At 56.8% G+C, this 24,249-nt stretch carries 22 protein-coding genes; 9 read left to right on the top strand and 13 right to left on the bottom strand.

Going from position 1 to position 24,249, the window contains the following annotated elements; genetic code table 11:
* The first annotated feature begins 78 nt into the window (after positions 1-78).
* From AR456_RS00630 to AR456_RS00660, 7 genes are all read left to right on the top strand, one after another.
* A complete protein-coding gene (locus AR456_RS00630; protein WP_021821113.1) occupies positions 79-1,050 on the top strand; it encodes a TRAP transporter substrate-binding protein in 972 nt (323 codons plus the stop codon).
* Between the two features lie 77 nt (positions 1,051-1,127).
* A complete protein-coding gene (locus tag AR456_RS00635; RefSeq protein WP_021821112.1) occupies positions 1,128-1,652 on the top strand; it encodes a TRAP transporter small permease in 525 nt (174 codons plus the stop codon).
* The gene (locus AR456_RS00640; RefSeq protein WP_021821111.1) at positions 1,649-2,929 is read left to right on the top strand and encodes a TRAP transporter large permease; all 1,281 of its coding nucleotides are present in this window, start codon (positions 1,649-1,651) and stop codon (positions 2,927-2,929) included. Before AR456_RS00635 ends, AR456_RS00640 begins: the two co-directional genes overlap by 4 nt.
* Before the next feature lie 14 nt (positions 2,930-2,943).
* Entirely contained in the window at positions 2,944-3,822 is an 879-nt protein-coding gene (dapA, locus tag AR456_RS00645) for a 4-hydroxy-tetrahydrodipicolinate synthase (protein WP_021821110.1), read from the top strand.
* Positions 3,823-3,871: 49 nt separating this feature from the next.
* Entirely contained in the window at positions 3,872-6,826 is a 2,955-nt protein-coding gene (locus AR456_RS00650) for an FAD-dependent oxidoreductase (protein WP_236995558.1), read from the top strand.
* Positions 6,819-7,733 carry a DMT family transporter gene (locus tag AR456_RS00655; RefSeq protein WP_051995813.1) on the top strand — a complete coding sequence of 305 codons (915 nt, stop codon included), beginning with the start codon at positions 6,819-6,821 and terminating at the stop codon, positions 7,731-7,733. The genes AR456_RS00650 and AR456_RS00655 overlap by 8 nt, the downstream gene beginning before the upstream one ends.
* A 75-nt stretch (positions 7,734-7,808) precedes the next feature.
* On the top strand, positions 7,809-8,477 hold the full coding sequence (locus AR456_RS00660) for a GntR family transcriptional regulator (RefSeq protein ID WP_021821107.1): 669 nt from the start codon (positions 7,809-7,811) through the stop codon (positions 8,475-8,477).
* Between the two features lie 374 nt (positions 8,478-8,851).
* Here AR456_RS00660 and AR456_RS00665 read toward each other — a convergent pair whose 3' ends face one another.
* The 12 genes from AR456_RS00665 to AR456_RS00720 form a co-directional block, all read right to left on the bottom strand.
* Positions 8,852-9,322, bottom strand: coding sequence for a MaoC family dehydratase (locus tag AR456_RS00665; protein ID WP_021821106.1), 471 nt, complete (start codon positions 9,320-9,322; stop codon positions 8,852-8,854).
* The gene (locus AR456_RS00670; protein WP_021821105.1) at positions 9,319-10,167 is read right to left on the bottom strand and encodes an HpcH/HpaI aldolase/citrate lyase family protein; all 849 of its coding nucleotides are present in this window, start codon (positions 10,165-10,167) and stop codon (positions 9,319-9,321) included. The genes AR456_RS00665 and AR456_RS00670 overlap by 4 nt, the downstream gene beginning before the upstream one ends.
* Positions 10,167-10,634, bottom strand: a complete 468-nt coding sequence (locus AR456_RS00675) for a MaoC family dehydratase (protein WP_021821104.1) — start codon at positions 10,632-10,634, stop codon at positions 10,167-10,169. Before AR456_RS00675 ends, AR456_RS00670 begins: the two co-directional genes overlap by 1 nt.
* A gap of 1 nt (position 10,635) precedes the next feature.
* Positions 10,636-11,937 (bottom strand): CaiB/BaiF CoA transferase family protein, encoded by a 1,302-nt coding sequence (locus tag AR456_RS00680; RefSeq protein ID WP_056932987.1) that lies wholly within the window; start codon positions 11,935-11,937, stop codon positions 10,636-10,638.
* Positions 11,900-12,934 carry a TRAP transporter substrate-binding protein gene (locus AR456_RS00685; protein ID WP_021821102.1) on the bottom strand — a complete coding sequence of 345 codons (1,035 nt, stop codon included), beginning with the start codon at positions 12,932-12,934 and terminating at the stop codon, positions 11,900-11,902. The genes AR456_RS00680 and AR456_RS00685 overlap by 38 nt, the downstream gene beginning before the upstream one ends.
* Positions 12,935-12,976: 42 nt before the next feature.
* Positions 12,977-13,375, bottom strand: a complete 399-nt coding sequence (locus tag AR456_RS00690) for a cupin domain-containing protein (protein WP_021821101.1) — start codon at positions 13,373-13,375, stop codon at positions 12,977-12,979.
* Between the two features lie 15 nt (positions 13,376-13,390).
* Positions 13,391-14,680: a TRAP transporter large permease gene (locus AR456_RS00695; protein ID WP_021821100.1), complete on the bottom strand. Its 1,290-nt coding sequence runs from the start codon at positions 14,678-14,680 to the stop codon at positions 13,391-13,393.
* Positions 14,677-15,213 carry a TRAP transporter small permease subunit gene (locus AR456_RS00700; RefSeq protein WP_021821099.1) on the bottom strand — a complete coding sequence of 179 codons (537 nt, stop codon included), beginning with the start codon at positions 15,211-15,213 and terminating at the stop codon, positions 14,677-14,679. The genes AR456_RS00695 and AR456_RS00700 overlap by 4 nt, the downstream gene beginning before the upstream one ends.
* Positions 15,210-15,965, bottom strand: coding sequence for an IclR family transcriptional regulator (locus AR456_RS00705; protein ID WP_021821098.1), 756 nt, complete (start codon positions 15,963-15,965; stop codon positions 15,210-15,212). Before AR456_RS00705 ends, AR456_RS00700 begins: the two co-directional genes overlap by 4 nt.
* 388 nt (positions 15,966-16,353) lie before the next feature.
* Complete coding sequence (locus tag AR456_RS00710) at positions 16,354-17,691, bottom strand: Na+/H+ antiporter family protein (protein WP_031207952.1); 1,338 nt, start codon at positions 17,689-17,691, stop codon at positions 16,354-16,356.
* A gap of 279 nt (positions 17,692-17,970) precedes the next feature.
* Positions 17,971-19,119: a winged helix-turn-helix domain-containing protein gene (locus AR456_RS00715; protein WP_021819199.1), complete on the bottom strand. Its 1,149-nt coding sequence runs from the start codon at positions 19,117-19,119 to the stop codon at positions 17,971-17,973.
* A 220-nt stretch (positions 19,120-19,339) separates the two neighbouring features.
* Positions 19,340-20,542, bottom strand: coding sequence for an ROK family protein (locus AR456_RS00720; RefSeq protein ID WP_021819198.1), 1,203 nt, complete (start codon positions 20,540-20,542; stop codon positions 19,340-19,342).
* 270 nt (positions 20,543-20,812) lie between these two features.
* Between AR456_RS00720 and AR456_RS00725 the strand changes: the two genes are divergently transcribed.
* Entirely contained in the window at positions 20,813-21,583 is a 771-nt protein-coding gene (locus tag AR456_RS00725; RefSeq protein WP_021819197.1) for an SDR family NAD(P)-dependent oxidoreductase, read from the top strand.
* A gap of 235 nt (positions 21,584-21,818) precedes the next feature.
* Positions 21,819-23,225, top strand: coding sequence for a sugar porter family MFS transporter (locus tag AR456_RS00730; protein WP_021819196.1), 1,407 nt, complete (start codon positions 21,819-21,821; stop codon positions 23,223-23,225).
* A gap of 48 nt (positions 23,226-23,273) precedes the next feature.
* On the opposite strand, the gene AR456_RS00735 is transcribed toward AR456_RS00730, so the two are convergent.
* Positions 23,274-24,233 carry a D-ribose ABC transporter substrate-binding protein gene (locus AR456_RS00735; RefSeq protein WP_021819195.1) on the bottom strand — a complete coding sequence of 320 codons (960 nt, stop codon included), beginning with the start codon at positions 24,231-24,233 and terminating at the stop codon, positions 23,274-23,276.
* Positions 24,234-24,249: the final 16 nt, after the last annotated feature.

A 24,249-nucleotide genomic window follows, 5' to 3' on the forward strand; every position in this document is an offset into this window, starting at 1 on the left:
TTGATGTTGGTATGCCAATGGACTACCACTTTCAGTTGAAATCAACAACAACTAAATCCACTGATGGAGATATCCAATATGAAATCACTACCCATAATTGTCCTCGCAGTTACAGCATCCCTGACATTCTCGGCGGCTTCAGCAAACACAATTACACTTCGCGTAGGTCATTCTGCCAACGCTTCGGAGCCCTATCATCTGGGCCTTCAGCGCTTCGCGGAAATCGTGAGTGAAGAAACCAACGGCGAAGTAGAAGTGGAAATTTTCCCTAACAGCCAATTAGGCAGTGAACGGGAAATGATTGAAGGTTTATATTTGGGAACGATCGACATTACTGTTCCTACAAATGGCGTAGTCACCAATTTTGTTGGCGATCTATCAATTTTTGATCTTCCCTTTCTTTTTGATGATCGTGAGCACATGTACCGTGCGATAGATGGCGAAGTAGGAGAACAGCTTTCCCTAGCTATGCAGGAAAAGGGCATCCGTCTCTTGGGATTCTATGAAGCCGGAATACGCCACATCGTAACGGACTATCCGGTGAATAGTATCGATGATATCCAGGGAAAAAGCATTCGAACGATGAAGATTCCTGCGCATGTTGCATCGTTCAATGCATTTGGTGCAAACGCCACCCCTCTCGCCTACAACGAACTCTACTCCGCTCTTGAAGCAGGTGTAGTAGATGGCGCAGAGGCTGCCTATACCAACTACGAATCTCAGCGCTTTTACGAAGTTGCACCTTACCTTGCCGATGTAAGCTGGACAGCATTGGTGGCGGATCTAATCATGTCTGAAGAGCAGTTTCAGAGCTTTCCCAAGCACATTCAGGACGCTCTTCTGAAAGCGGGTTATGAATCTGCGCAATATGAACGCCAACTCTATGCCGAGAGTGATGCACAGCTCAAGCAGAAAGTCATTGAGCAAGGTGCAACCATCACTGAGCCGGATGTCGACCCTTTCCGGGAGGCTGCGCAGAGTGTCTATGAAGAATTCGCGGATACCGAAGAAGAGCAACATCTTCTGCAGCTGATAAACCAGGCCCGTTGATCTTGTCTCTGTGTGCCATCCGTGGCTCTCGGGTGGCACGAATCTACGTCTCTTTGTCGCTTCAGTGAGGTGCACTGATGAGCTCAGCAACGGTATTTTTTTCCAAACTTCTGCAGGCTATTCGGCTACTGGTCGGGGCCATCGTTATTCTACTGTTCATCTATATGTCCGTTGCCGTACTTGCTCAGGTTGTTGGGCGTTATTTGTTCAGCTATTCGTTTTCCGGTTCTTCGGAGACCGCAACTTTCGCCCAGATATGGATGGTATTCCTTGGAGCCGGTCTGGCCATGAAGCAGAAACTACATGTCGGCGTGGACTTGCTTTACACAGTGGTTCCTCGCCCTTTAAAGCGTTTCATCGCGTTCGTCATTATGGTGGGGGGCGTCTGGTTCCTCTGGACAGCAATTGCGGGTAGTGAGCGCTTGCTCCAGCTCGGACAATTCCAGACTTCTTCTGCTTTAGGCATTCCAATGTGGATCCCCTACATGTCTATACCGGTTGGGATTGGTTACTTCTTGTTCGAATTTCTAGTGGCTTACGTCGGAAAAATCATCCGTCCAGAAGACGTATCCAGCGCTGAGAAAGAGGAGTCGGTATCATGACTATTTTTATTACGCTGTTCTTTCTCATGATTATCCTTGGCGCTCCGATTGTGTTTGCAATGGGCGTCTCCGGGGTGGCCTACATTACGATGGAGGGCATTCCGATCAGCATTGTTTCTCAACGTCTGTTCTCCGGCCTTGACAGCTTTACCATCATGGCAATTCCCTTTTTTGTCTTTGCCGGGTTAATCATGGAGCGTGGTGGAATTGCCCGTCGAATGATTGATTTTGCTACCGCTCTGGTCGGTTGGGTTCGTGGTTCTCTGCTCCATGTGTCTGTTGTAGCAGGTACAGGCCTCGCTGCAATTTCAGGCTCAGGCTCCGCTGACACGGCCGCTACGGCATCTCTGATGCTGCCTGAAATGCGTAACCGACGTTACGACATCGACTTTGCTGCAGGACTGATGGCCGCCGCCGGTTCGCTGGGGCCTGTCATTCCTCCCTCCATCATGATGATTGTCCTCGCCGCAGTAGGCGGGCTGTCTGTGGGAGACGTTTTCATCGCTGGAGTTGTGCCTGGATTGCTGATGGCGATGGGCTTGCTGATTGCAGCTTATATACACGCTAGGGTCCATGGCGGGACCTATTCTCAGGTAAGTCGATTTTCATTTAAACAGCTTGCCCTTACAGCATTTCGCGCAATACCCGCATTTTTAATGCCTATCATTATCGTCGGTGGGATAATTGGAGGCGTATTTACTCCCACAGAAGCAGCTTCAGTAGCGGTAGCAGTTGGCTTAATTGTCGGTTTATTTGTCTACCGGGAACTGAAGTGGAAGGAGCTTCCAACTCTTGTGCTTCGTGCAGCGGCTATCTCAGCCTCTGTGATGATGATTATCGCCGCTTCCAGCATATTCTCATGGTTGATTGCTCGTGAGAATATTCCACAGCAACTTGTAGTATTTCTGCAATCTATCACAGATAACCCGCTGATATTCTTGGCCTTGATCAATGCCACCCTACTGGTAGTCGGAATGTTTCTGGAGAGCATTGCCGCTATTCTCATCTTGGTGCCAGTGCTGATGCCCGTCGTCGAAAGCTATGGACTTGACCCTCTTCATGTAGGTGTAATCATAATAATTAACCTGTCTGTCGGTATGGTTACTCCTCCATATGGCATCACACTTTTTGTAGCCAGTAGCATTGCCGAGAGACCCGTCATAAAAGTGGCATCCAAAGCCATGTTGCCGCTGGCTTTCATGATTGCCGTCCTGCTTATTGCCACCTATGTCCCTTCTCTAGTTACAACACTTCCAGAGCTCGTTAGAAATCAGTAATAAAGGAATAGAATATGTCAAAATTTGAAGGAACTTATACGGTCATGGTCACTCCTTTCCAAGAGGATATGGCTGTCGATGAAATGCGGCTTCGTCAACTGGTTGACACCCAGATTGAGCAAGGAATTCATGGCCTTATTCCACTGGGAAGTACAGGAGAATTTCTATCTTTAACGGATGAGGAACGCCATCAAGTCGCCAAGATCGTGACCGAGAAAGTAGATGGACGTGTACCGGTACTTATTGGTACTACAGCAGAGAGTACGCTGGATGCAATCCGCTATGCCAAGGATGCAGAGGCACTTGGGGCGGATGGCGTCATGATTCTTCCACCGTTCTACAGCAACCCCACTGAAGATGAGATTTTCCACCATTACAGAACCATCGGGGATGCGATTGGACTTCCCATCATGGTTTACAACAATCCGAATGCATCGAATGTCGATATGCTGCCGACAACTATCGCAAGGCTGGCAGAGATCGATAATGTCCAATATGTCAAGGAATCTACGCTGGAAGTCAGCCGCGTGCGAGACATCCTCAGACTGGCCGGGGATCGCATCACCGTTTTCGGTGGCGTTTTGGGTTTTGAATCCTATGTCATGGGAGCAAAAGGCTGGGTTGCTGTCGGATCCAATGTCATGCCAGCTGAGTTTGCCGGCATTTATAATGCTGTCGTTCGGGACAAGAATATTGACAAGGCTCAGGAACTTTATCGACGTATTCTGCCTGTCATTGATCTCGTTTTCGGCCATCGCTACGTATCCGGCACAAAGGCGCTTTTTGATGCAATGGGACAGAGTGTGGGTATACCGCGGCCACCCCGCCTACCCTCGCCACAGGAAGATATTGCGTGGGCCAACAGAGTCGTACGTGAACTTGGCCTGAAATGAGGATAATGCTGTGCCTATGCCAGACCCTACCGTCAAAATTGTTGAGCCGATGATTTCCTTTTCCTTTGAAGGAGAAATTGTCCAGGCCCGATCTGGCCAGTCAATTGCGGCCGCACTCGTGGCAGCAGGGCATCTGGCTCACCGTCACGGCAGGCAGGGGGAAGCACATGGGCACTTCTGTGGCATGGGTGCCTGCCATGAATGCCTTGTATCGGTGAATGGCACTGATGGCTTGCGTGCCTGCATGACACCGGTATCCGAAGGTATGTCGGTTCGTCAGCAGGCTTACCTCGTGAGCCCGCCGCAGAATGCTGCGCCGGTGAGTGACGCAAGCTTGCTGTCTGAAGAAAGAACCTCACTGCCAGAAGAAGCCGTTGATGTGCTGGTGGTCGGAGCTGGGCCCGGAGGACTGTGCGCCGCCCTGACAGCCGCACAGAATGGTGCATCGGTTCTGCTGATCGATGAGCGCCACCATGCCGGTGGTCAATACTTCAAGCAACGGGTCACCATAGATACCACATCACCGGTAGACAGGCAGATGCAGCGGGGTGCCGCTCTGGTGGAGCGCGTACTTGCGGCGGGCGTTGAGTGCCGGGAAAGTACGCAGGTCTGGGGGGCATTTCGTGAATCAGACCAGGGCATCACGATCGGTGCTGAATCGGACGGCGAAGCTTATTTGATACGACCCAGTGCCCTGGTTATTGCGACGGGTGCCACCGAAAAGCCTACCCCTGTACCAGGCTGGACACTGCCGGGGGTCATGACCACCGGCGGTCTACAGACTCTGCTGCGCTCGTATCAGGCCCACCCCCCAGGCCCCATTGTCATCGGCGGCAACGGCCCACTGAATTTTCAGGTCGCCGCTGAACTGATAAAAGCAGGTGCTGAAGTCAGTGCAGTGATCGAGAGCGCGCAACCCACGTCGCTGGAAGGACTGCGTTCGACGTTGGCAGCTTCCATTTCAGCGCCGGAATTGATTGCTCAGGGCCTAGGTTACCTCTGGACGTTACGCAAGGCCCGCGTGCCGGTCTATTACGGCTACCGGATTACCTCTGTGAATGGAAAACACGGCCCGGAATCAGTGACTATCCGCAATCTGCACCCTGCCGCCGGAAAGGAATCCACTACGGTTGAAATCCCCGCCAAGGCGGTTGGCCTGGGTGATGGTTTTCAACCCCAGGCGGAAATCAGTCGATTACTGGGGGTGGAGTACGATGGCGCCAAAGGGCAAACGCCTTGGCTGACTGCCCGACGCAATGACGATGGCAGCAACAATGTTCCCGGCGTATTTGTGGTCGGGGAAGCGGGGGGCTTCGGCGGAGCCCACATTGCAATGGCTCAGGGACATCTGGCCGGGCACTCGGCCGCCCGACATTGCGGCCACAGCTTGTCAGGCCAATCCGGAGACCCACGCGCGAAAAAGACGCTCCAGCGCGCACAAGAAAATCTGGCTCGGCACCGCCGTTTCCAGAACGCCATGTGGCAGGCATTTACCGCCCCCCGCCAGCCTGTGTCAGACATCACGCCCGACACCATTGTGTGCCGCTGCGAATCCGTCACGGCTGGTGAAATCCAGAACCGCTGTAATCCGAGCCTGGATTTCGGGGCCATCAAACGCCAGACGCGAGCCGGGATGGGCCGTTGTCAGGGGCGCTATTGCGCAGCAACCGTACATGCCCTCAAGACATCGGGAAAACAGATAGCCAGTGAATTCGAGATCGCAACTCCACAGAATCCTGTGAAGCCGATTCCAGGGTCCATTATTGCCATTGAACAAGGTGAATGGGGTGGTCACAAGGCGATTGACGTCAGTGAACGGCGCGCTCCGCGTGTTTCCCGCACCAGGAAGAATAGCCAGCGAATTCCTGAGCGCGAAATCGATGTCCTGGTCATTGGCGCTGGCGTGGCAGGTTGTTCCAATGCCTTGTTTCTGGCCTGGAATGGCAAAAGCGTCGCGGTAGTGGATCGAGGCTCCCCAAACGGGGAAGCCTCCGGTGGCAATGCAGGCAGTCTGCATGTGCAACTGTTGTCGTTTGACTATGGCACCAAAGCCGAAGGCGGTGGTGGACCTGCAGCGAAAACCCTTCCGCTGCAGCAAGCCAGCGCCAACCTTTGGGAGGAACTGAGCTCGAGCTTGGGCGACATTGAGTTCAAACGCACGGGTGGCCTGATGGTGGCTGAATCCGAGGCGCAAATGCGTTTTCTGGATGAAAAGGCAGCTCTCGAACGGTCACTCGGCATAGACACGCAGATCATCGATCAGAGCGACGCCAGAGCCCTGGTTCCTGACTTGGCAGACTCTGTGATTGGCGGTGCGTGGTGTGGGGAGGAAGGAAAAATCAGCCCCTTGCTAGGTACTCCTGCATTGGTTGCTGCAGCCGAGAGCGCAGGTGCCCAGTTTTACACTGGCGAGGCCGTGGTGGCCATCCAGAAAGAGTCGGTCGGTTGGAGAGTGTTCACTGACAAAGGGGATTTCCGGTGTGAATCCATTGTCAATGCGGCAGGCGCCTGGGCGAGAGAAGTGGGGCAGTTGGCAGGGATTCCAGTGCCGGTCAAAGGCACCCCACTGCAGATGATTGTCACCGAAGCAGCCAGGCCCATGGTCAATGTACTCCTGGCTCACGCTGATCGGCACCTGACGTTGAAGCAGGCCAACAATGGGAACCTTATCATCGGCGGCGGATGGCCCGCAGGCCTCAGTGAACCCCACCGCTACCAGCGGCCTTTGCTCAATAGCCTCCAGGGGAATCTCTGGGTAGCCCAGAAAGTGCTGCCTCCAGCCGGTGCCTTACGTGTCATTCGGAGTTGGGCGGCGATCAACGTCAACATCGATGGCGCTCCGATACTCGGTGAAGTGCCGGGCCATACTGGCTTCTTCAATGCAGTGACTTCCAATGGCTATACCCTCGGCCCGCTGGTGGGAAAAATCACTACTGACCTGATTTGCCGCGGAAAAACAGACTGGGATATTACACCGTTCTCGTTGGAACGTTTTCATGGGTAGCGCCAGGGACCGGTGTCCTCCCCACAAGGAAGCACCATTACTGGGTATTGCCTGCATGCTAGTCGCGGCTGCCACCTTCGTAGCGATGGACTCCATGGCAAAACAACTCGGCCAGTCCTACTCGCCGGTACAACTGGTCTGGGCGCGATATGGAGTTCACCTGATCGTGATGGTGGTAGGTCTTCTTGCGCTACGTCGATTCGACAGAAGCATTCTGATCAGTCAAGCCCCCTTGGGACAGTTCTTCCGTGGTGTTCTATTGCTGGGTGCAACGATTTTTTCGTACCTCGCTGTGCGAGAGCTGCCGCTCGCGCAGGTCTACGTCATAAATTTCAGTTCACCCGTCATCGTCACCTTGTTGGCTATTCCCCTTTTGGGCGAACCCGTCAATGGCATTCGTATTGCGGCAGTGCTGGCAGGATTTTCTGGTGTCTTTGTTGCCATGCAGCCGGATCTGGTCGCCATGAACCCAGCCATGGCTTTCCCTGTTGGCATGGCATTCTGTTTCGCCATGTACCAATTGGCTACTCGGTATTTCTCTCACCAGGACTCCCCGATCACCTCTCTTCTGTATACAGCTGTCGCCGGGGGCCTACTCTGTTCTCTGGTCGTGCCCTTTTCCTGGACACCCATTCAGGTCAGCGATATGTTGCCGTTTGTTGCCATTGGTACTCTTGGTGCGGTGGGCCATCTTGCCTTGATTCTAGCGATGCGATTTGCCTCGGCGTCTCTGGTATCGCCATTCCTGTACAGTCAGTTACTTTGGGCAACGCTATCAGGGTTTCTTTTTTTCAATGAGCTGCCAACGCTCAACACCTTGGCCGGTGCATTCATGGTGATTGGCTCAGGGATGATTCTGTTATTTTGGGGAAGACAAGATCGAGTGAAGCACGGCAATGGTGAATGATTGCCGCACAATGGTTCGTTTTACCCCTGCTAGCCACTCGCTATCATAGGCGGGAAGAATGAAAGGAGAGTCCATTTGAGCAAGCAATTTGACGTGAGCGATAGTGCTATTCGGGCGCCTGATCAGGGCAGCCTGGCCAAGGTGGCTTATGACGGCATTATGCAGATGGTGCTCTCAAGGCAGCTTCGCGCAGGCGAAATTGTTCAAGAACGTCCATTATCGGCTTATCTTGATATGTCTCGTACCCCTGTTCGCGAAGCGTTGAGGCGCTTGGAGGCTGAAGGATGGATAGTCAGGTTGAATGCTCGCACTATTGCGGTAAAGCGAGTCAGCATTGAAGAGTATGTCTCCGCTCTTCAGATTCGTGAGATTCTGGAACCGGAAACTGCAGCGTTGGCTGCCCGACATGCGGATACTGCTGCGGTCCGTCGTTGGCGTCAGCAGTTGGAACAGCTTACGCAAGAAGATAGCCTGCTAACTAAGTTGCAGTGGGAGTTCGACGAATCGCTACACATCGGCATTGCTCTAGCTTCTCGGAACACGGAGTTGCCACGGATCATCGCCGACCTGCGTAAAACTACTCAGATGTTTGAAAATCAGACGTTGCCAGCAATGCCTTTCCCCGGTTATGAAGATCACATAGCGATCATTGACGCCATAGAAAACCAGGATGAGGTGCTGGCAAGGGAACGCATGAAAAGCCATTTGCAGAAAGTCAAGCAGAATGTGATGAACCAACTATAACCGGTCTTTAAGCATGTTATGCTTGGCAATTTTCTGCTGGATCTGGATGTCAACCAACAATCGCAGCAGTGTGTCAGGTCAACGAAATTCTGCGCAGGTCACCAGCCCATTGTCCCAAGCAGAGCTCAATCCTGCTTCAGGTAATAATCGAGCTTCTCTGCTGGGTGTTGCCAATTGCTCCCTTCACTACTTTAACGCTTTTCAGCATGGTGATGGGCCGAAGTTAACATCTACTGTTTAGCTCCAGGGAGGGCAATGAAGCGTGCCATGCCATGAGTTCATCCGTGTCCGTGAGCTAAATACCGGTAGTACCCGAAAACTTCAGATGGGACATTCAAAGTATCTTTCTGGCTTGAGGAGGCAGTAACTCTTCATTACGGCCTACCCATCATCAGGCGGAGCGGTTCGTAGACCATGACCTTCTGGTTGTGCTGATTGCGCACAGTGTTCCGCGTTCGGACCAAGCCTCGACAGCCGTTGCTCTCCTGCCGTACATCGAGGACCTCGATCTCGACCTCTATCGTGTCGCCAGCCTGCACAGGTCCCTTGATATCGAGTGACGACAGCCCGAGGAACGCGAGTCCCGTCTCCTGCGCAGTGGCGTTAAGCGACAGTGCCTCAGCTACCGAAAAGACCAGTGCACCGGGAGATGGCTCGCCCTTGATGGCGCTGTCGCTCCGCCGGTATTCTGCGTTTGTGAACAGGATCTCGATCATGCCGGCCAAGCCCACGAAGGTGCTGATGTCGGCCGAGCTGATCGTACGTCCGTAAGTCAAGTATCGGGTCCCGGCCGTCAGCTCCTGCCAATAGAAGCCGCATCCCCGGCGTTTCGGTGTATTGCTCATTTCGCCCCTCCGTATTGCTTCGCCAGTTCCAGAATGCGGGCGGCCCGCTTCAGATGTGGCATATCAATCATCTGGCCATCAATGCTGATCGCGCCGACATTGGGATTTTTTTCCAGCTCGGCGGTAATCCGCTCGGCCAAGGCGATCTCCTTTGCTGTCGGCAGGAACGAGCGGTTGATGATTGGCACTTGGTTGGGATGGATCGCCATTTTGCCCGTGAAACCATCGCGGTGGGCGGCATTGCACTCGGCCTTCAGCCCCTCCAAGTCATGTGTCGCCGTCCACACCGTGTCGATCGGCTGGCATCCTGCTCGTGCAGCACCGGCCAGCATCAGGTTTCGGGCCAATGCAAAGGGGCCTGTCAGCGCGCCAGCCTCGTTGCGGGTTGCCGTGCTTCCCAGGTCGGCAGACAGGTCCTCGGCTCCCCAGGCCATGCCGTAAAGGGTTTCTTCGAGTCCGCTGTAGTCCCCGAGCCCGAAGATCGAACCTGCGGTCTCGGTGGCGATCGCCAGGATCGGTGGGCAGCCGTTTCCGGCCATTCGTACCAGTTGCCGAACCGTATCCCCATTTTCAGATTTTGGCAGGACCAGACCATCTGCGCCGCCCGCCAGCGCAACGTCGACGTCATCCTCGCAATGATCGCTGGTTACTGGATTCACGCGCACCCAGACCCTGGATTCACGGTGGAGGGTTGTCAGTGCGTCTGCAACAGCCTTACGTGCCTCCACTTTCTTCTTCGGAGATACGGAGTCCTCAAGGTCCAGGATGATGGCATCGGCTCCGGCGAAGGCGGCCTTCTCCATCATCTCGGGACGATTGCCGGGAACGAAGAGCCAAGAGCGCATCAGGTGGTGGCCTCCGCTTCGGGCCGAGCCCGCAAGAGCGCCGCGCGACGACATGAGGCGACGAGCGTATCATCCTGTTTGTAGGCTCGATGCTCGAACTCGACAATCCCTTGCCCCGGGCGGGACCTGGATGCGCGCGCCGAGACGATCTCTGTCTCTACTCGTAGGCTGTCGCCGTGAAAGACCGGGGCGGGGAACTTCACGTCGGTCATGCCGAGGTTACCGATTGTGGTACCCAGCGTTGTTTCATGGACCGAAATTCCTATCATGATGCCCAAAGTCAGAAGCGAATTGACCAGAGGCTCCCCCCATTCGGTGCCAGCCGCAAAGTGGCGATCAATGTGCAACGGCTGTGGGTTCATCGTCTGCGCGGAAAATAGCATGTTGTCGGCTTCGGTCACTGTTCGCGTGATCGCGTGATGGATGACCTGTCCTTCGTCGAATTCCTCAAGCCATAGCCCAGCCATCTCATGCCTCCTTTAACTTGATGGAACTGCGGACCACACCGCGGGCAACCAAAGCCTGTGTTTCGTGATCCTGGTAGCCCAGCTCCCTCAGAAGCTGCAGGGTGTTCTCGCCCAGCAGGGGGGCCCGTTGATCCAGGGCCATATCGGAGCCGCCAACTCGCACCGGCTGCGGCACGGACCGCACTCGGCCAAGAGTATCGTCCGTCGCATCGAAGAACCCTATCGCCTGAAGGTGCGGGTCGCTGAGTAGATCTTCCAGCGAACTTACCCGTGAATGGGGCACATCAAGTCTTTTGAAGGTCGTCACCCAATCCTCGGTTGTGCGCTCCGGCATCGACTCGGCAAGGATCTCATACATGTCGCCAACGCGGCTGGAGCGCGTGGAGTCATTCTGGAACCACTCCTGCACGAGAACATCTTCACGACTGATTTCAGTGAATGTTCGGCGCCAGTGTGCCTCGGTATAGGGCAGTACGGCGATCCAGCCGTCGGCGCTTCGGAATGGGCGGCGATGCCGGTTGAGCAGTCTCTGATAACCGGGCTTGGCCTCCTCGTCGAAAGAGGCTGCTGCCAAGTGTTCGGTCATCACGAAGGAGCTCATGACCTCGAACATCGGGACCTCGAGTTCGGCGCCGCGGCCGGTTTGAACCTTCCGGTAGAGCGCAGCCGCAATCGCGTTGGCGGCATAGAGCGCGGCGATCTTGTCGGCGATCACGCCGGGCACGTAGGCTGGGTCGGAGCCGGTATAGGTCGGCAAATGTGCAATACCCGAGGCCGCTTGGATTACGTCGTCATAGGCCGGTCGGTCGGCATAGGGGCCATCACTGCCGAAACCGATGGCGGAGCAGTAGATGAGGCCCTGATTGATCTTGTGAAGTGTCTTGGCATCGAGGCCCAAGCGCTCGATCGCCTTCATTCGCATGTTGTGTACAAAGACGTCCGTCTCACCGATCAGGCGGCGCATGATTTCACGGCCTTCATCCGTTTTCAGGTTTACGGCCATGCTCTGCTTGTTGCGGTTACAGTTCACGAACATCGTACTTTCGCCCGTCGCCGAACGGGGCTCTACCTGACGCGCCAGGTCTCCGTTCGGTGCCTCGACCTTGATGACCTCGGCACCAAAGTCGGCCAGCATCTGCCCAGCCATTGGCCCCAGCACGATGGTGGTGAGTTCGACGACGCGAACGCCTTTCAAAAGATCCAGCACACCGACCTCCTTCCCTTGGTAGATAGCGGCACTGTCGCCGCCATCGTTGTTGTTGTGATCAAGTACCTTCTGCGCGCAGGCTCTCGACTTGCTCACGGAAGGCTGACAGGGCTTCGCTACCTTTTTTGCCACGGTTGTCGAGCGTCTCAGCCCAGTCCTGCGCGACGCTTTCGAAGGATGCGTTCAACTCCGCGGATTCCTCCTCGGAGAGGTCGAAGACGGCCGCTCCTTTTTCAGCCAACTCCACCGACAGTGTTTTTTCGGCTTCGTCGAATGCGGAGCAAGCGCTTTCTGTGACGTCTCTTCCGACACGGGTCAGCACTTCCTGGATGTCCTCGGGAAGGTTGTTCCACTTATTCTCGGAAATGGCGTAGGTGATGCCTACGCTGCCGAAGTTAGCGTTCTGAGTGGCCGAGCGAACGACCTGGTCGAGGCCGTAGGAGAAGACCGAAGTGAACGGCAAAAGCGCGCCATCGATTGTTCCCTTGGTCATCGCATCGAAGATCTCTGGCGGGGACATTCGTACAGGGGCGGCACCCACGGATTGCAGCGAGAGTTCCATGGCTCCCGGGTTCGAGCGTATCTTCATTCCGCCGAAGTCCTTGAGCGACGCCACGTCTGCACGCTTGGAAAAAACCGCTTGGTAAGGTGATAGCGCAACGTTGTAGAGAACGCGGACCCCATTGGGCTGGAATTCCAACTCGTCGAGCATGCCACCGGGTTGCACCAGGTTGCGGAAAGCCAATGTGCCTTCACAGGACGAGCGGATCTCACCCGGCAATTCAACGACACCGCCCAACGGCATCTTCTCGGAGACATAGGACGGCACGACGTAGCCGATATCGGCGATGCCCGCTTGGGTGATGGATAGAATGTCCTTGGCTTTGGCCAACTGCTGCGCTGGGTAGTGTTCAAAGGCCACGCGGTCGCCGAGCTCATCCTCCACGCGCGCGATGAATACGTCGGTGGTGTTCTGCGTGATGATATGGTCGGCGGGTAAGCTGTCTGCAATCTTCAGTGTGACTTCCTGGGCCATCGACGGTACGGCCACGACAGCCGCCAAGAGTGCGATAGTAGTAGGGCTGATTTTCATGGTTGCCTCCTCTTGGAATTATTCTTGGAACGGTTGGGTCTTTCAGCACTCGATGCGGGCCCTTTCTCCATAGGGCGGTGCATAACAGATCAAGACGCACACAGGCTTGTCACCGGTGGCAGTGAATGTATGGGCCATATCGGCCGCGAAGAAGCAGCTCTCGCCGGGCCCGATCTCCTGCTCGTAGTCACCTATCGTCACGCGAGCCCGACCCTCCAGCATCCAGCAGAACTGGTCGATGCCAGGATGAAAGTGCGGCGTCGCCCCTTGTCCCGGCTCGATGCGGCCAATAAGGACTTCCATCTGTGTGGCCCCTGTCTCCGGAGAGACGAGCCGGCGGTTCACGGTTCCGGTATGACCACTCGGGCAATAGGGCTCTGCCTTTTCCTCAGTCGGGAAGAAGACTGATGGGTCGAGTGCGGTAGCCTTGGTACGGGTCATGGTGTATCCCCCCCCTCAGTTATTGATGGTTCCGGGCAGCCAAAGCACCAGTTGTGGGAAGGCCACCAGAAGCGCGATGATGATGATATGGGTGAGTACATGGGGTGCGACGCCACGAAAGATTTCGGAAAGTGGCCGTTCCGCGTAACGCGCTACCACGAAGATGTTCATCCCTAACGGCGGCGTTATCATCCCCACTTCCGCCGAGACTACGACGAGCACACCGAACCACACCGGATCAAACCCCAAACTGACGATCGCGGGGGCCATGACCGGCACGGTGAGTATCAAGATGGCAAGCTGGTCCATGAAGCAGCCCAGCACCAGGTAAAACAGAATGATTCCAGTCATCACCACGTAGGGCGAGACTTCCAGTGTGGTGATCCAGTCGACGAACTGTGGCGTTATCTGGCCCAATGTCAGGACGTACCCGAATATGTGGGCCCCGATGATGATCAGGAAAATCATGCAGGTAGCCCGGACCGAGCGAGAGAAGGCACCCCAGGTGCTTGCCCAGGTAAGCTTCCGGAAGACCGCAGCTATCACGAAGGCGCCGAAGGCTCCCAGGCCTGCTGCTTCGGTGGGCGTGGCGATACCCAGGTAGATCGATCCAGTAACGCATGCCAGCAGTACCAGCATCGGGCCAATTTCCCGCAGAGCATAGAGTTTGTCGCGTATTGCCCAAGGCTTCGCCGTCGGAGCAATGGAAGGGTCTCGCGCCATCAGTACGTAGATCGTCGCGATGATGCCTATTGTTACGAGGATGCCTGGGATGACACCACCGATCAGCAGCGAGGCGATATTCACCTCCATGATGATTCCATACAGCACCAAGGCAATCGAAGGCGGTATCAGCATCGCAAGAGTGCCTGATACCGCTACAACGCCCGAGGAGAACTTGGCCTCGTAGCCGGCCTGGCGCATAGCCGGGATCGAAGTGGAGGAAAGAGCCGCTGCGGACGCGGTCGAGGAGCCGGAAATTGCCCCGAAGCCGGCGCCCGCCAGCGCCGTTGCAACCGCGAGACCGCCGGGCAGCCTGCCGACCCATATGGTAATCGCCTTGAACATGCGATCGGCGATGCCACTGACGATGACAAACTCTGCCATCAGGATGAATAGGGGAACAGCAATCAATTCGTAGCTGTTGGTGGTCGAAAGCGGCGTGGTCGCCAGTACCGACAAGGCACTGCTGAAGCCGACCATGCCAACCAAGCCAATCATGCCCGTGAAGGCCAGCGCCAGTCCGACGGGAACACCAATGATCAGCAAGACCAGAAGACCAAGAACAACGACCAGGGATATCATGCGGTGTCTTCCCCATCTTTGGAGTGTTCGGGCTTGGATGGATGTCGCCCCGTGATAGCTGCTTGGATGGCAAGCATGAGGCGGGCGATACAAACCAACACCATGGCTAGCGAGCCGATCGGCACCAGCATATAGCTGAGCCACGCGGGCCAAGGTACGATGCTGGCAATCCGTTCGTCGTTGCTGAAACTTGCCCACGCGCGGTCCCAGGAAACCCAGACCAGTAGCACGAAAATGAACACACCGATCATTGCGCCTACGAGATCAGTCAGGGCACGTGATCGGATAGGTAATTTCAGAACAAGAAGGTCGACCGCCAGGTGCTCGTCGCGCCAATAGGTAGGACCAACACCAAAGAAGAACAACGCGGGGGTCAGATAGAGAGCCACGACATCGTGCGCAAAGAAGAGCGGTTCGCCGAGCCCATAGCGCAGGGAGACATCGGCCACCACCAGCAGCATCAGCGACGCGATCGCCACGACGGCCACCGCTGTAAAAGCCGCATCAATTTTCTGCATGAACGCACGGATCATCTTGAACCTCCGCGTTCGTCGACCTGAGCTCGTATTGCATCAATCGTCCGGCCGAGTGCGGCGGCGATCTCCTCGTGCCGGCCTTCCATGCGATAGTTTGGCCCAGCCACCGACAGTCCGATCTTCTGTCCAGCTACCTCTAACAACATACCGACGCCGGACACCTCGGGTGTGAACTCAGTGGCGTTCAGGAACCAGCCGCGTCGGCGACTTTCCGTAATTGTGCGAAACAGCTCGTCGGGATCGGTGATGGAGTTACTGGCGGCCTTGGAATAGTCCATTGCCTCCAGCTCGGCTTTTAAATCGTTATCCGACAGGGCGGATAGGATCGCCTTTCCCGAGGAAATGGCGTAAACCGGCCGACGCTCACCGGCTTGTGCTGAGTAGCGGACCCCTTTCGTGGATACCTGCGTATCGAGATAAATGACCTCATTACCGTCACGCCTGGCTAACAGCACGGTCTCGCCAGTTTCGGATCGAAGGTCGGCCATATGGTCGCGGACCATGTTCAGAACCGGATCACCATCCATGATGCGCTGGCTGACATCGAACATGCGGCGTGTCGGGTAGAATCCACCGCGTCGCCGGATCTCATACAAGTACCCGTGCTCGCGTAGCGTACTGACCAGATTACTGGTACTCGACATCGGCAGCGATAATGCGGACGACAGCTGGGTCAGTGTTGCCGGGGTCTGCTCTGCCGAGAAGAACTCGAAGAACCGGAGCATGTTTTCTACCTGTCTTACCGACATGCCTACTCCTTCCTTTATTTCCGCGGCCACCCTTCTCAGAGGTAGTGCGAAAGTTCAGCATATTGAATAATTCTTCCTGTACAAGAAATACTCTCCCGTGAGGGAGCTGTCAAGTGTGTGAACCTTGTGAACGAGTCGTGTCCAGCGCTATGAATGAATCCCGGAATTGCTCAGAACTTTCGTCGTACGCGGCCGTTCCGTTAATCAGGCATTGCAACGCCGACAGCATAGGAAACGATATGCCGAGACGAGGATGGCCTGGAGCGCCCCGGCCGTGAACAACTGATCGAGGCGATTGGCTATCGACAGCTGGATAGGTTGTTCAAGGGGCGGTAGTGCTGGGGGGAGGCGAGGGCTGGTGCACGCAAGGCCACCAGCCCGCCTGGCATTACAGCAGCATCGCCGCTGCCCATGCGAACAGCAACATACCGAAGTTGGCATGGGAGAACGTGGGAATCACGCTGTCTCGAATGTGATCGTGTTGATCATCAGCGTTGAGCCCAGCGGTGGCGCCGAGGGTAATCGTGGATGCCGGCGATCCCGCATCGCCAAGCGCGGCCGCGGCGCCCAATAGCGCGATGGTGGCCATCGGCGAAAAACCGAGGCTGAGCGCAAGAGGTACATAGATCGGTGCCAGGATAGGCACGCTGGCAAAGGAGTCACCGAAGCCGATGGTGATGAACAGCCCTATGATCAACATCAGGGCGGCGCCGAGCGCCATGTTGTCACCGATAAGATCGGCGGTGGCGGAGACCAGCGGAGCAATCTCGTCGGTGGCATTGAGTACACCTGAGAATCCCGAAGCGATGGTAATGATCACCGCGATCTGCGCCATCATACGCACCCCCTCGGTGAATACGTCATCCTGCTCGCTCCAGCGAAAGACGCCACTACAGGCGAGAATCATGAAGCCCACCATCGCTCCCACCAGCAATGAGTCGAACGCAAGCTGACAGGCCAGGGCCACAGCCAGTGCGGCCAGTGTCGTCAGCAGCTGGCCGAACTTGAGCTGGTGTGGTGGCTGATCCACGTGCAGGTCTGTCAGCGCCACGGTCTGATAGTCGCGGGGCTTACGGTAGCTGATGAAGACAGCAACCAACATACCCACAAGGATGCCCAGCACCGGCAACAACATGGCTTTTGGCACCATCCCTGCAGTCACTGTCAGAGCGTGGGCTTGACCGACGGCGTTGACATTGGCGAGCAGAATCTCATTCAGGTAGATGGCGCCGAAGCCGGTTGGCAACAGAAGATAACTGGCGCTGATTGAGCAGGCGAGAATACAGGCCACCGCGCGTCGATCGATTCTGAGGCGATTCATCACACCCAGCAGCGGCGGGACAAGAATGGGGATGAAGGCAATATGCACCGGCACCAGATTCTGCGACATCACAGAGGCAGTGATCAGTGTCAGGAACAGCAGCCACTTGATGCCCTTGTTGGTGGCGCCCTCACTGAGGTCGAGACGAGAAGCTATCCGGTGGGCGAGTAGGTCTATCAGGCCGCTGCGAGCGATTGCCACGGCGAAGGCACCTATCATCACGTAGGTGATGCCCACCTGGGCACCGATCAGCAGATTGTCGTTCAAGGCAGAGATGGCATCGTTCATGGGGAGCCCGCTGTGCAGGGCTCCCAGTAGGGCTGAGGCGATGAGGGCGATAGCGACAGGGACTTTCAGCAGACACAGTGTCACCATCAGCACAATGGACAGCACCACTGAATTGATGTGGTAGCCAAAGGCCTGCGTTGCTAGATAAATGGCGATGAACATCCCCATGACCGGGAGCGTGTAACGGCGGATGAAAGGATCGCGGAATGGTGTCGATGCGATGGGGCTGGCGGATGCCATGGATGATCTTTCCTTGTTCTCGTTGCGGGAGCTGTTGTATTTGATACTGCGCCGAGGGCGGGATCAATGCGGTTGTTCTGCATTCGACAGGCGAACCGCAACACCAGCGTTGCTCGAGTGCAAGGTCACGGGGTGTCTCGAATGACGGTCTTCCCTTCAGGCCAGTTGGAAGCGCTCGAAACGTTCCAGTTCCGCTTCGATGGCAGCACGTAGCTCAGCGCTCTGCGGTGCTATCCATGTCCATTTCTGCACCAGTATCTTCTGCTGCTGCCGATCGGTCTTGAGGTCGAGCACGGCCGCGATCTGGTCGCCGATCAGTACCGGCAGGGCGAAGTAGCCAAATACCCGGTTGACGGGAGGTACATAGGCTTCAAAACGGTGCTCGTAGTCGAAGAACAGTTTCAGTCGCTTGCGCTGGATGACCAGCGGATCGAAGGGCGACAGGATATGCACCAGAGGAGCGCCGTCGAGCTGCGTGGGTTGGTCCAGAGTCTCCGGCTCGGCCCAGTGCTGGAATTTGGTATGGGAGCTGGTATGTGAGTCGATATGCACCGGGCGAAGCCGCTTCTGGCGCACTTCGGTATCGATCAGCCTGGCGACCAGCGGTTTCATCGCGGCATGGCCATAACAGATCGAGTCCAGGCTCACGACTCCCTGAGCGCGCAGCGCCCGAGATAGGTAATAGTGGGCCAACTGTCGTTCGGTTGCCGGTCGAGGCAGCTGTTGCCATTCGAAGTGGCGCTTTGTCAGTTCGTAACTCTTGAGCATTCCCTGACGCTCGCTGATCGCCAGGTCTCCTGAGTAGAAACCGTACTTGAGCAGCTTCCGGGAAGGCTTGGTGCTACCCCACAAGTGGTCCTTCTCCACCTTTGGCTCATCAATATCACGAATCGACAGTGCGCCATTGTGGCGAATGCGCTTGAGCAGCGCCGAATATTCATCGCGCTTGACCGTCGCGAAGTGCCGTGAGGGCTGTTTGCGGTGCTGCGTCATCGCCGGCATGAAGTAGCGATAATCGGCAGTGGGCACGTATGACAGCGCATGGGTCCAGTATTCGAAAACGCTTTTGTCGGTGGACTGAGCGTGTTCCAGATCATTGCGACGGTACTCGGGAATGCGGGTATACAAGATGTGATGATGGCTACGCTCGATGACATAAATGGTATCGATCTGCACATAGCCGAGCTGTTCGATTGCGGCGAGTGTCGCGGAGGGGCCGTTGCCGAACGGCGCACGACGGTCGAGGCGTTGCGCGCGCAGCCAGATGGCGCGGGCCTGTTCGGGGGAAATCGCTGATGATGGCATGCTGCAACCAGACTCCTTGGTTGGCCAACACAGGCAGGGTGCTGCCCGTCAGTGGCTTCCGGCGCTCCAACGGGTGCCCTGTAGTGCGCCAGGTGAAGATCGCTTCAGCAGGACAGGGTGGTCCGCCAGCCATGGTAGCGTGAATCGCCGAGTCTGCCATCGCCATTTATGTTTAGAGTCCTTACTTACGATGCCATAACGGCGCAAGCAGCGGCCTTGCTTACAGTAGGTCATTGGCGCCGTGGATGACGCGGGCGAGCACTTGAGCGGCGGCGCCGCGCGCGGCAATGAAGGTGGCATCGTCAATGACGCGCAGGGGCACGTGCCGGGAACCGTCGAGAAGGCGGGTCTGGTTGGCTTTGAAGTAAGCCAGAGCGGGCTCGAGAAACGGGGTGCCGAGGCGCACCAGTGAACCGCCGAGCACGATTTCGGAGGGGTTCTGGGTATGGTGCAGATTGAGCATCAAGATGCCCAGAGCCTCACCAGCACGACGCAGGACGTGTTGAACCTCTGGTTCATGCAGTCGAGGCTGCACTGCGTCGATCAAGTCTTCTTCCTCGGAAATACCGAGAGCGGCGCGAATCGACCAGCCACTGACCAGGGTTTCGGCACAGCCGCGGTTACCGCAGTGACAGTAAAGGCCAGCGGGCTGCAGAATGGTGTGGCCGATCTCGCCGGCGAGCCCGTGGAGTCCTCGTGAGAGCAGTGGCAGGTGGTTGCCTTCGACCATGCCACTGCCGATACCAGTGCCGGCACTGATATATACCAGCGATGCGGGGATGCTGCCGGTGCGGAAGTAGAGCTCACCGAAGGCGGCCGACTTGGCTTCATTTTCCATCACCCATATGCCTTGCTGGCCGGGTAGGTAATCACGAAGCAGGTCGAGGAACCGTACCTCCCGCCAGCCCAGGTTCGGGGCCATGAGCAGTGTGGCATCTTCAGGTGCCACCGGACCGGGCAGGGCGATACCGATTCCCAGCAGTCGGTATGCGCTGAGGACCGGTGACTGCATCAATGACTGCAGGTGTATTGCCAACAGCTCCGCGGTGACCTCGGGAGAGCTGGGTGGCAGTCGCTCATGATGGGATATGAGCACCTGCCCGGAAGGTGTGCAGGCGACCAGGCGCAGGCCGTGGACGCCGACCTCGGCACCAAGCATGGCAAAGCGCTGCTCATTGAGGTGCAGTGCGCGGCCCGGACGCCCACCACTGCTCTTCTGTAACTCACCCTCGCATAACCAGCCCTTCTTCAGTAGTGAATGCACTCCTGCGCCGACCGTCGCCTTGGTCAACTGGGCCTGGGTGGCAATATCCGCGCGCGTCAAACCGGGGGTACGACGAATCAGCTCGAGGATGGTGCTGCGGTTGAGGCGTTTCAGGAAGTGCAGGTCGCCTGATCGGTGCGGCTGATGACTGGTGGACATGGATGATGTGTCGCCCTTCTGTTGTCGGCCGGTGTGTTTCCAGTCGGCGCTAACGCCGGGTCTTCGTACAGCAGGATGTTGGTAATCAAGATGAACAAATAGCCTGGTGGTCTGACAGAACGTGTGCCTGGCACCGGGTCATGTGTCTGGAGTCGATCATACCGGGTTCCGCCGGGCGTTGCTGTACGTATACCAATGTCTCATTGAGAGCTGTCGTTCGGAAGACCAGTCTTCTTGGTTAGTAAATAGAAAAAACTAAGTGAGTAAAGAATGATCAACGACGTGGTGCGTTACCCCAGTCTGGAGCATCGAGTGATCTTCATCACCGGTGGTGGCAGCGGGATCGGTGCGGGACTGACTCGAGCCTTTCATCGCCAGGGGGCCCGGGTGGCTTTTGTCGATATTGACGATGCCGCCAGCCAGGCACTGGTCGACGAATTGAGCGCCGAAAGCGGGAGAGCGCCACATTACTTCCACTGCGACATTCGCGACGTGGCGGCTCTACAGGCAGTAATCGCCGAAGTGGGGAAGTCGCTGGGACCGATACAGACACTGGTCAACAACGCGGCCAACGATGATCGTCACAGTTGGCGAGATATTGATGTCGACTATTGGGATGAGCGCATGTCGCTCAATCTGAGGCCGATGTTCTTCGCGGCACAGGCGGCTGCCCACCAGATGATCGAGGCCGGTGGTGGCTCGATCATCAACTTCGGCTCGGTCAGTGTGCGGATGGCGATCGGCGACCTGTCTGCCTATGTCACGGCCAAGGCCGCAGTGCATGGTCTGACGCGCAGCCTGGCGCGGGATCTGGGGACGCACAATATCCGCGTCAATACTCTGGTGCCGGGGTCGGTGATGACCGAGCGACAGCTCGAGAAGTGGATCAGTCCCGAGGATGAGGCATCGATCCAGCAGCATCAGTGCCTGAAATTGCGGCTGGAAGCGCATCACGTGGCGCCAGTCGCGCTGTTTCTTGCCAGTGCCGACAGCCAGGCGATTTCCGGACAGGAGCTCGCCGTCGACGGCGGCTGGGGCTGAGCGCGTCTCGTCTACATGTTTCAGCTCATTACTCCAATAACACAACAAGAGAGGACGTCATGATCGTATCCAATAGTCCGGCAAGGACTCACTGTTGCCGAGAGCTTGTCCACACTCGCTCGGAGGTCTCTCGTCAGGTTGGTAGAGCGGTGTCAGGTAAGGAGCAGGCTGCTTCGTCAGCGAAGGAAGAGACGTTGGTGGCCAACTGCGAAAACCCTGTTTCAGGAGCCTGGACATGATCGATCGCAATCCGCTCGGCCGCTCCACCTATATCCTTGTCATCTGCTGTATCGCCGCCATTGGAGGCTTCCTGTTCGGTTTTGACAGTGGGGTAATCAACGGCACGGTGGATGGACTGCAGGCTTCATTCGGCTCCGATAGTGTGGGCACGGGCTTCAACGTCGCTTCCATGTTGTTGGGCTGCGCCGTTGGCGCCTTCTTTGCTGGTCGTTTGGCTGACCGCTTTGGCCGGCGCACGCTACTGATCGTGGCGGCGATATTCTTCCTGGTCAGTGCCTGGGGCTCGGGAGTCGCCGGAGGTTCGCTGGAATTCGTCATCTATCGCGTGCTTGGGGGCATGGCGGTAGGCGCCGCCAGTGTAATGACGCCGGCCTATATCAGTGAAGTCGCCCCCTCTGCGTATCGCGGACGCCTGGCGACCATTCAGCAGGTGGCGATCATCGGTGGGTTGTTCATGGCATTCCTGAGCAACTATCTGTTGGCCTATGTCTCCAGCTCGACGGTTGCCGAGCTGTGGTTCGGATTCGCCACCTGGCGTTGGATGTTCTGGATGGAGCTGCTGCCGGCGGCGATATTTCTGCTGGCGCTGCTGTTCATTCCCGAGAGCCCGCGTTATCTGATCAGCAGTGGCCGTGAGGAACAAGCCCGGCGTGTGCTGGGGCTGGTAATGCCGGAGAACGAGGTCGAGGGCAAGCTTGCGGAAATCAATGGCACTCTGACACGCGACCACAAGCCGCGGCTCAGCGATGTAGTCAACGCGGCCACCGGCAAGGTGCACAGCATTGTCTGGGTGGGTATCGGTCTGGCGGTGTTCCAGCAGTTGGTGGGCATCAATGTGGTGTTCTATTACGGGGCGGTGCTGTGGCAGTCGGTCGGCTTCTCGGAAGGTGATGCGCTGCTGATCAATGTAATTTCCGGCGCGGTGAGTATTGGTGCTTGTCTACTGGCCATCGCGCTGATCGACAGAATTGGACGCAAACCCCTACTGTGGGCCGGCTCGGTGGGCATGGCCGTCACTCTGGCGTGTCTGGTGTATGCCTTCTCAACGGCAACACTGGTCGATGGTAGTCTGCGTCTCAGCGATGATATGGGGGGATTCGCGCTGCTGGCCGCCAATGCCTATGTGCTCTGCTTCAATGTCTCCTGGGGGCCAGTAATGTGGGTCATGCTCGGCGAGATGTTCCCCAACCAGATGCGTGGCTCGGGGCTGGCCATCGCAGGGCTGTTCCAGTGGCTGGCCAACTTCGCCATTACCATGACCTTCCCGATCATGCTGGCGTCCATCGGTCTGGCGGGAGCCTACGGTTTCTATGCCATCTGCGCCGTCCTGTCGGCATTCTTCGTGCTGCGTTGTGTCAACGAGACGCGGGGCAAGGAGCTCGAGGAAATGTCCTACGAGTAGATGCAACGACGCAGCCCCGTGATGGGGCTGCGTACCTGCAACCTTCGCTTACTGCTCCAATACAAACGGAGAGGTGTACTGATCGACGTTGTCCTCGGTGATCAGCATGCAGTCGAACAGCTGCTTCTCACTGTCGAGGCCGGTCTCACCGCTCTGGATGTGCTGGTCGGCCAGTTCCACGGCACGTCGTGAGAAGATCGCCACCGGCTGCAGCACGGTATAGGCCATTTCACCGGCCTTGACCGCATCCACCGCGTCCGGCGAGCCATCGAAACCGCCGACCACTACATCGTCGAGGCGTCCCGCTTCCTTGAGTGCGGCAATCGCGCCGAGTGCCATTTCATCATTACCGCTGATGACGCCCGAGATATCCGGGTTGGCCTGCAGCATGCTCTGCATCTTGTTGTAGCCCTGGGTGCGATCCCAGTTGGCGACCTCGGATGCAACGCGGGTCAGGTTGGGGTATTGGCTGAGCACGGTCTCATAACCATTGGAACGAGTGGCCGCGTTGTTGTCGGAAGGTGCACCGAACAGCTCGACGTATTTGACGTCACCGTCGAAGTACTGTGCCCATTGCTGTGCACCCAGTGCTGCGCCTTGAGCATTATTGGAGACCAGTTGCGCTTCGGCGAGTCCCTGCTGGTTGATTTCGGCATTGATGATGAACACCGGGATGCCGGCGTCCACTGCCTTGCGTACCGCGCCGATGGAGCCGTCGGCGTTGGCCGGATCGAGGATGATCGCTTCGGCCTGGTTGGTGATTGCGGTATCGATCTGGTTGCTCTCGGTATTGGTGTCACCATTGTGCGAGGTGACATTGGCTTCGTAGCCCAGTTCCTCGGCGGTTTCGCGTGCCACCTTGCCCTCGGTGAACCAGTAAGGGTTGGAGGTATCGTTGACGATGATCGAGATCAGGCCCTTGTCCTGTGCAGCGGCGCTGCCGGCCAGCAGCGGAAAACTGAGGGCGAGTGCGGCGATAAGCAGGCGTTTTCCCTTGTGGAACATCATGAGTCACCTCGTTGTT

The sequence above is a fragment of the Halomonas huangheensis genome, assembly GCF_001431725.1.
Classification (GTDB): Bacteria; Pseudomonadota; Gammaproteobacteria; order Pseudomonadales; family Halomonadaceae; genus Halomonas; species Halomonas huangheensis.

What these genes read in the sequence shown, in the direction of transcription:
- AR456_RS00630 (WP_021821113.1), top strand. Translation starts at nt 79, where the DNA reads ATGAAATCACTACCCATAATTGTCCTCGCAGTTACAGCATCCCTGACA.
- AR456_RS00635 (WP_021821112.1), top strand. Translation starts at nt 1,128, where the DNA reads ATGAGCTCAGCAACGGTATTTTTTTCCAAACTTCTGCAGGCTATTCGG.
- AR456_RS00640 (WP_021821111.1), top strand. Translation starts at nt 1,649, where the DNA reads ATGACTATTTTTATTACGCTGTTCTTTCTCATGATTATCCTTGGCGCT.
- dapA (WP_021821110.1), top strand. Translation starts at nt 2,944, where the DNA reads ATGTCAAAATTTGAAGGAACTTATACGGTCATGGTCACTCCTTTCCAA.
- AR456_RS00650 (WP_236995558.1), top strand. Translation starts at nt 3,872, where the DNA reads ATGATTTCCTTTTCCTTTGAAGGAGAAATTGTCCAGGCCCGATCTGGC.
- AR456_RS00655 (WP_051995813.1), top strand. Translation starts at nt 6,819, where the DNA reads ATGGGTAGCGCCAGGGACCGGTGTCCTCCCCACAAGGAAGCACCATTA.
- AR456_RS00665 (WP_021821106.1), bottom strand. Translation starts at nt 9,322, where the DNA reads ATGAGCAATACACCGAAACGCCGGGGATGCGGCTTCTATTGGCAGGAG.
- AR456_RS00670 (WP_021821105.1), bottom strand. Translation starts at nt 10,167, where the DNA reads ATGCGCTCTTGGCTCTTCGTTCCCGGCAATCGTCCCGAGATGATGGAG.
- AR456_RS00675 (WP_021821104.1), bottom strand. Translation starts at nt 10,634, where the DNA reads ATGGCTGGGCTATGGCTTGAGGAATTCGACGAAGGACAGGTCATCCAT.
- AR456_RS00685 (WP_021821102.1), bottom strand. Translation starts at nt 12,934, where the DNA reads ATGAAAATCAGCCCTACTACTATCGCACTCTTGGCGGCTGTCGTGGCC.
- AR456_RS00690 (WP_021821101.1), bottom strand. Translation starts at nt 13,375, where the DNA reads ATGACCCGTACCAAGGCTACCGCACTCGACCCATCAGTCTTCTTCCCG.
- AR456_RS00695 (WP_021821100.1), bottom strand. Translation starts at nt 14,680, where the DNA reads ATGATATCCCTGGTCGTTGTTCTTGGTCTTCTGGTCTTGCTGATCATT.
- AR456_RS00700 (WP_021821099.1), bottom strand. Translation starts at nt 15,213, where the DNA reads ATGATCCGTGCGTTCATGCAGAAAATTGATGCGGCTTTTACAGCGGTG.
- AR456_RS00705 (WP_021821098.1), bottom strand. Translation starts at nt 15,965, where the DNA reads ATGTCGGTAAGACAGGTAGAAAACATGCTCCGGTTCTTCGAGTTCTTC.
- AR456_RS00715 (WP_021819199.1), bottom strand. Translation starts at nt 19,119, where the DNA reads ATGCCATCATCAGCGATTTCCCCCGAACAGGCCCGCGCCATCTGGCTG.
- AR456_RS00720 (WP_021819198.1), bottom strand. Translation starts at nt 20,542, where the DNA reads ATGTCCACCAGTCATCAGCCGCACCGATCAGGCGACCTGCACTTCCTG.
- AR456_RS00725 (WP_021819197.1), top strand. Translation starts at nt 20,813, where the DNA reads ATGATCAACGACGTGGTGCGTTACCCCAGTCTGGAGCATCGAGTGATC.
- AR456_RS00730 (WP_021819196.1), top strand. Translation starts at nt 21,819, where the DNA reads ATGATCGATCGCAATCCGCTCGGCCGCTCCACCTATATCCTTGTCATC.
- AR456_RS00735 (WP_021819195.1), bottom strand. Translation starts at nt 24,233, where the DNA reads ATGATGTTCCACAAGGGAAAACGCCTGCTTATCGCCGCACTCGCCCTC.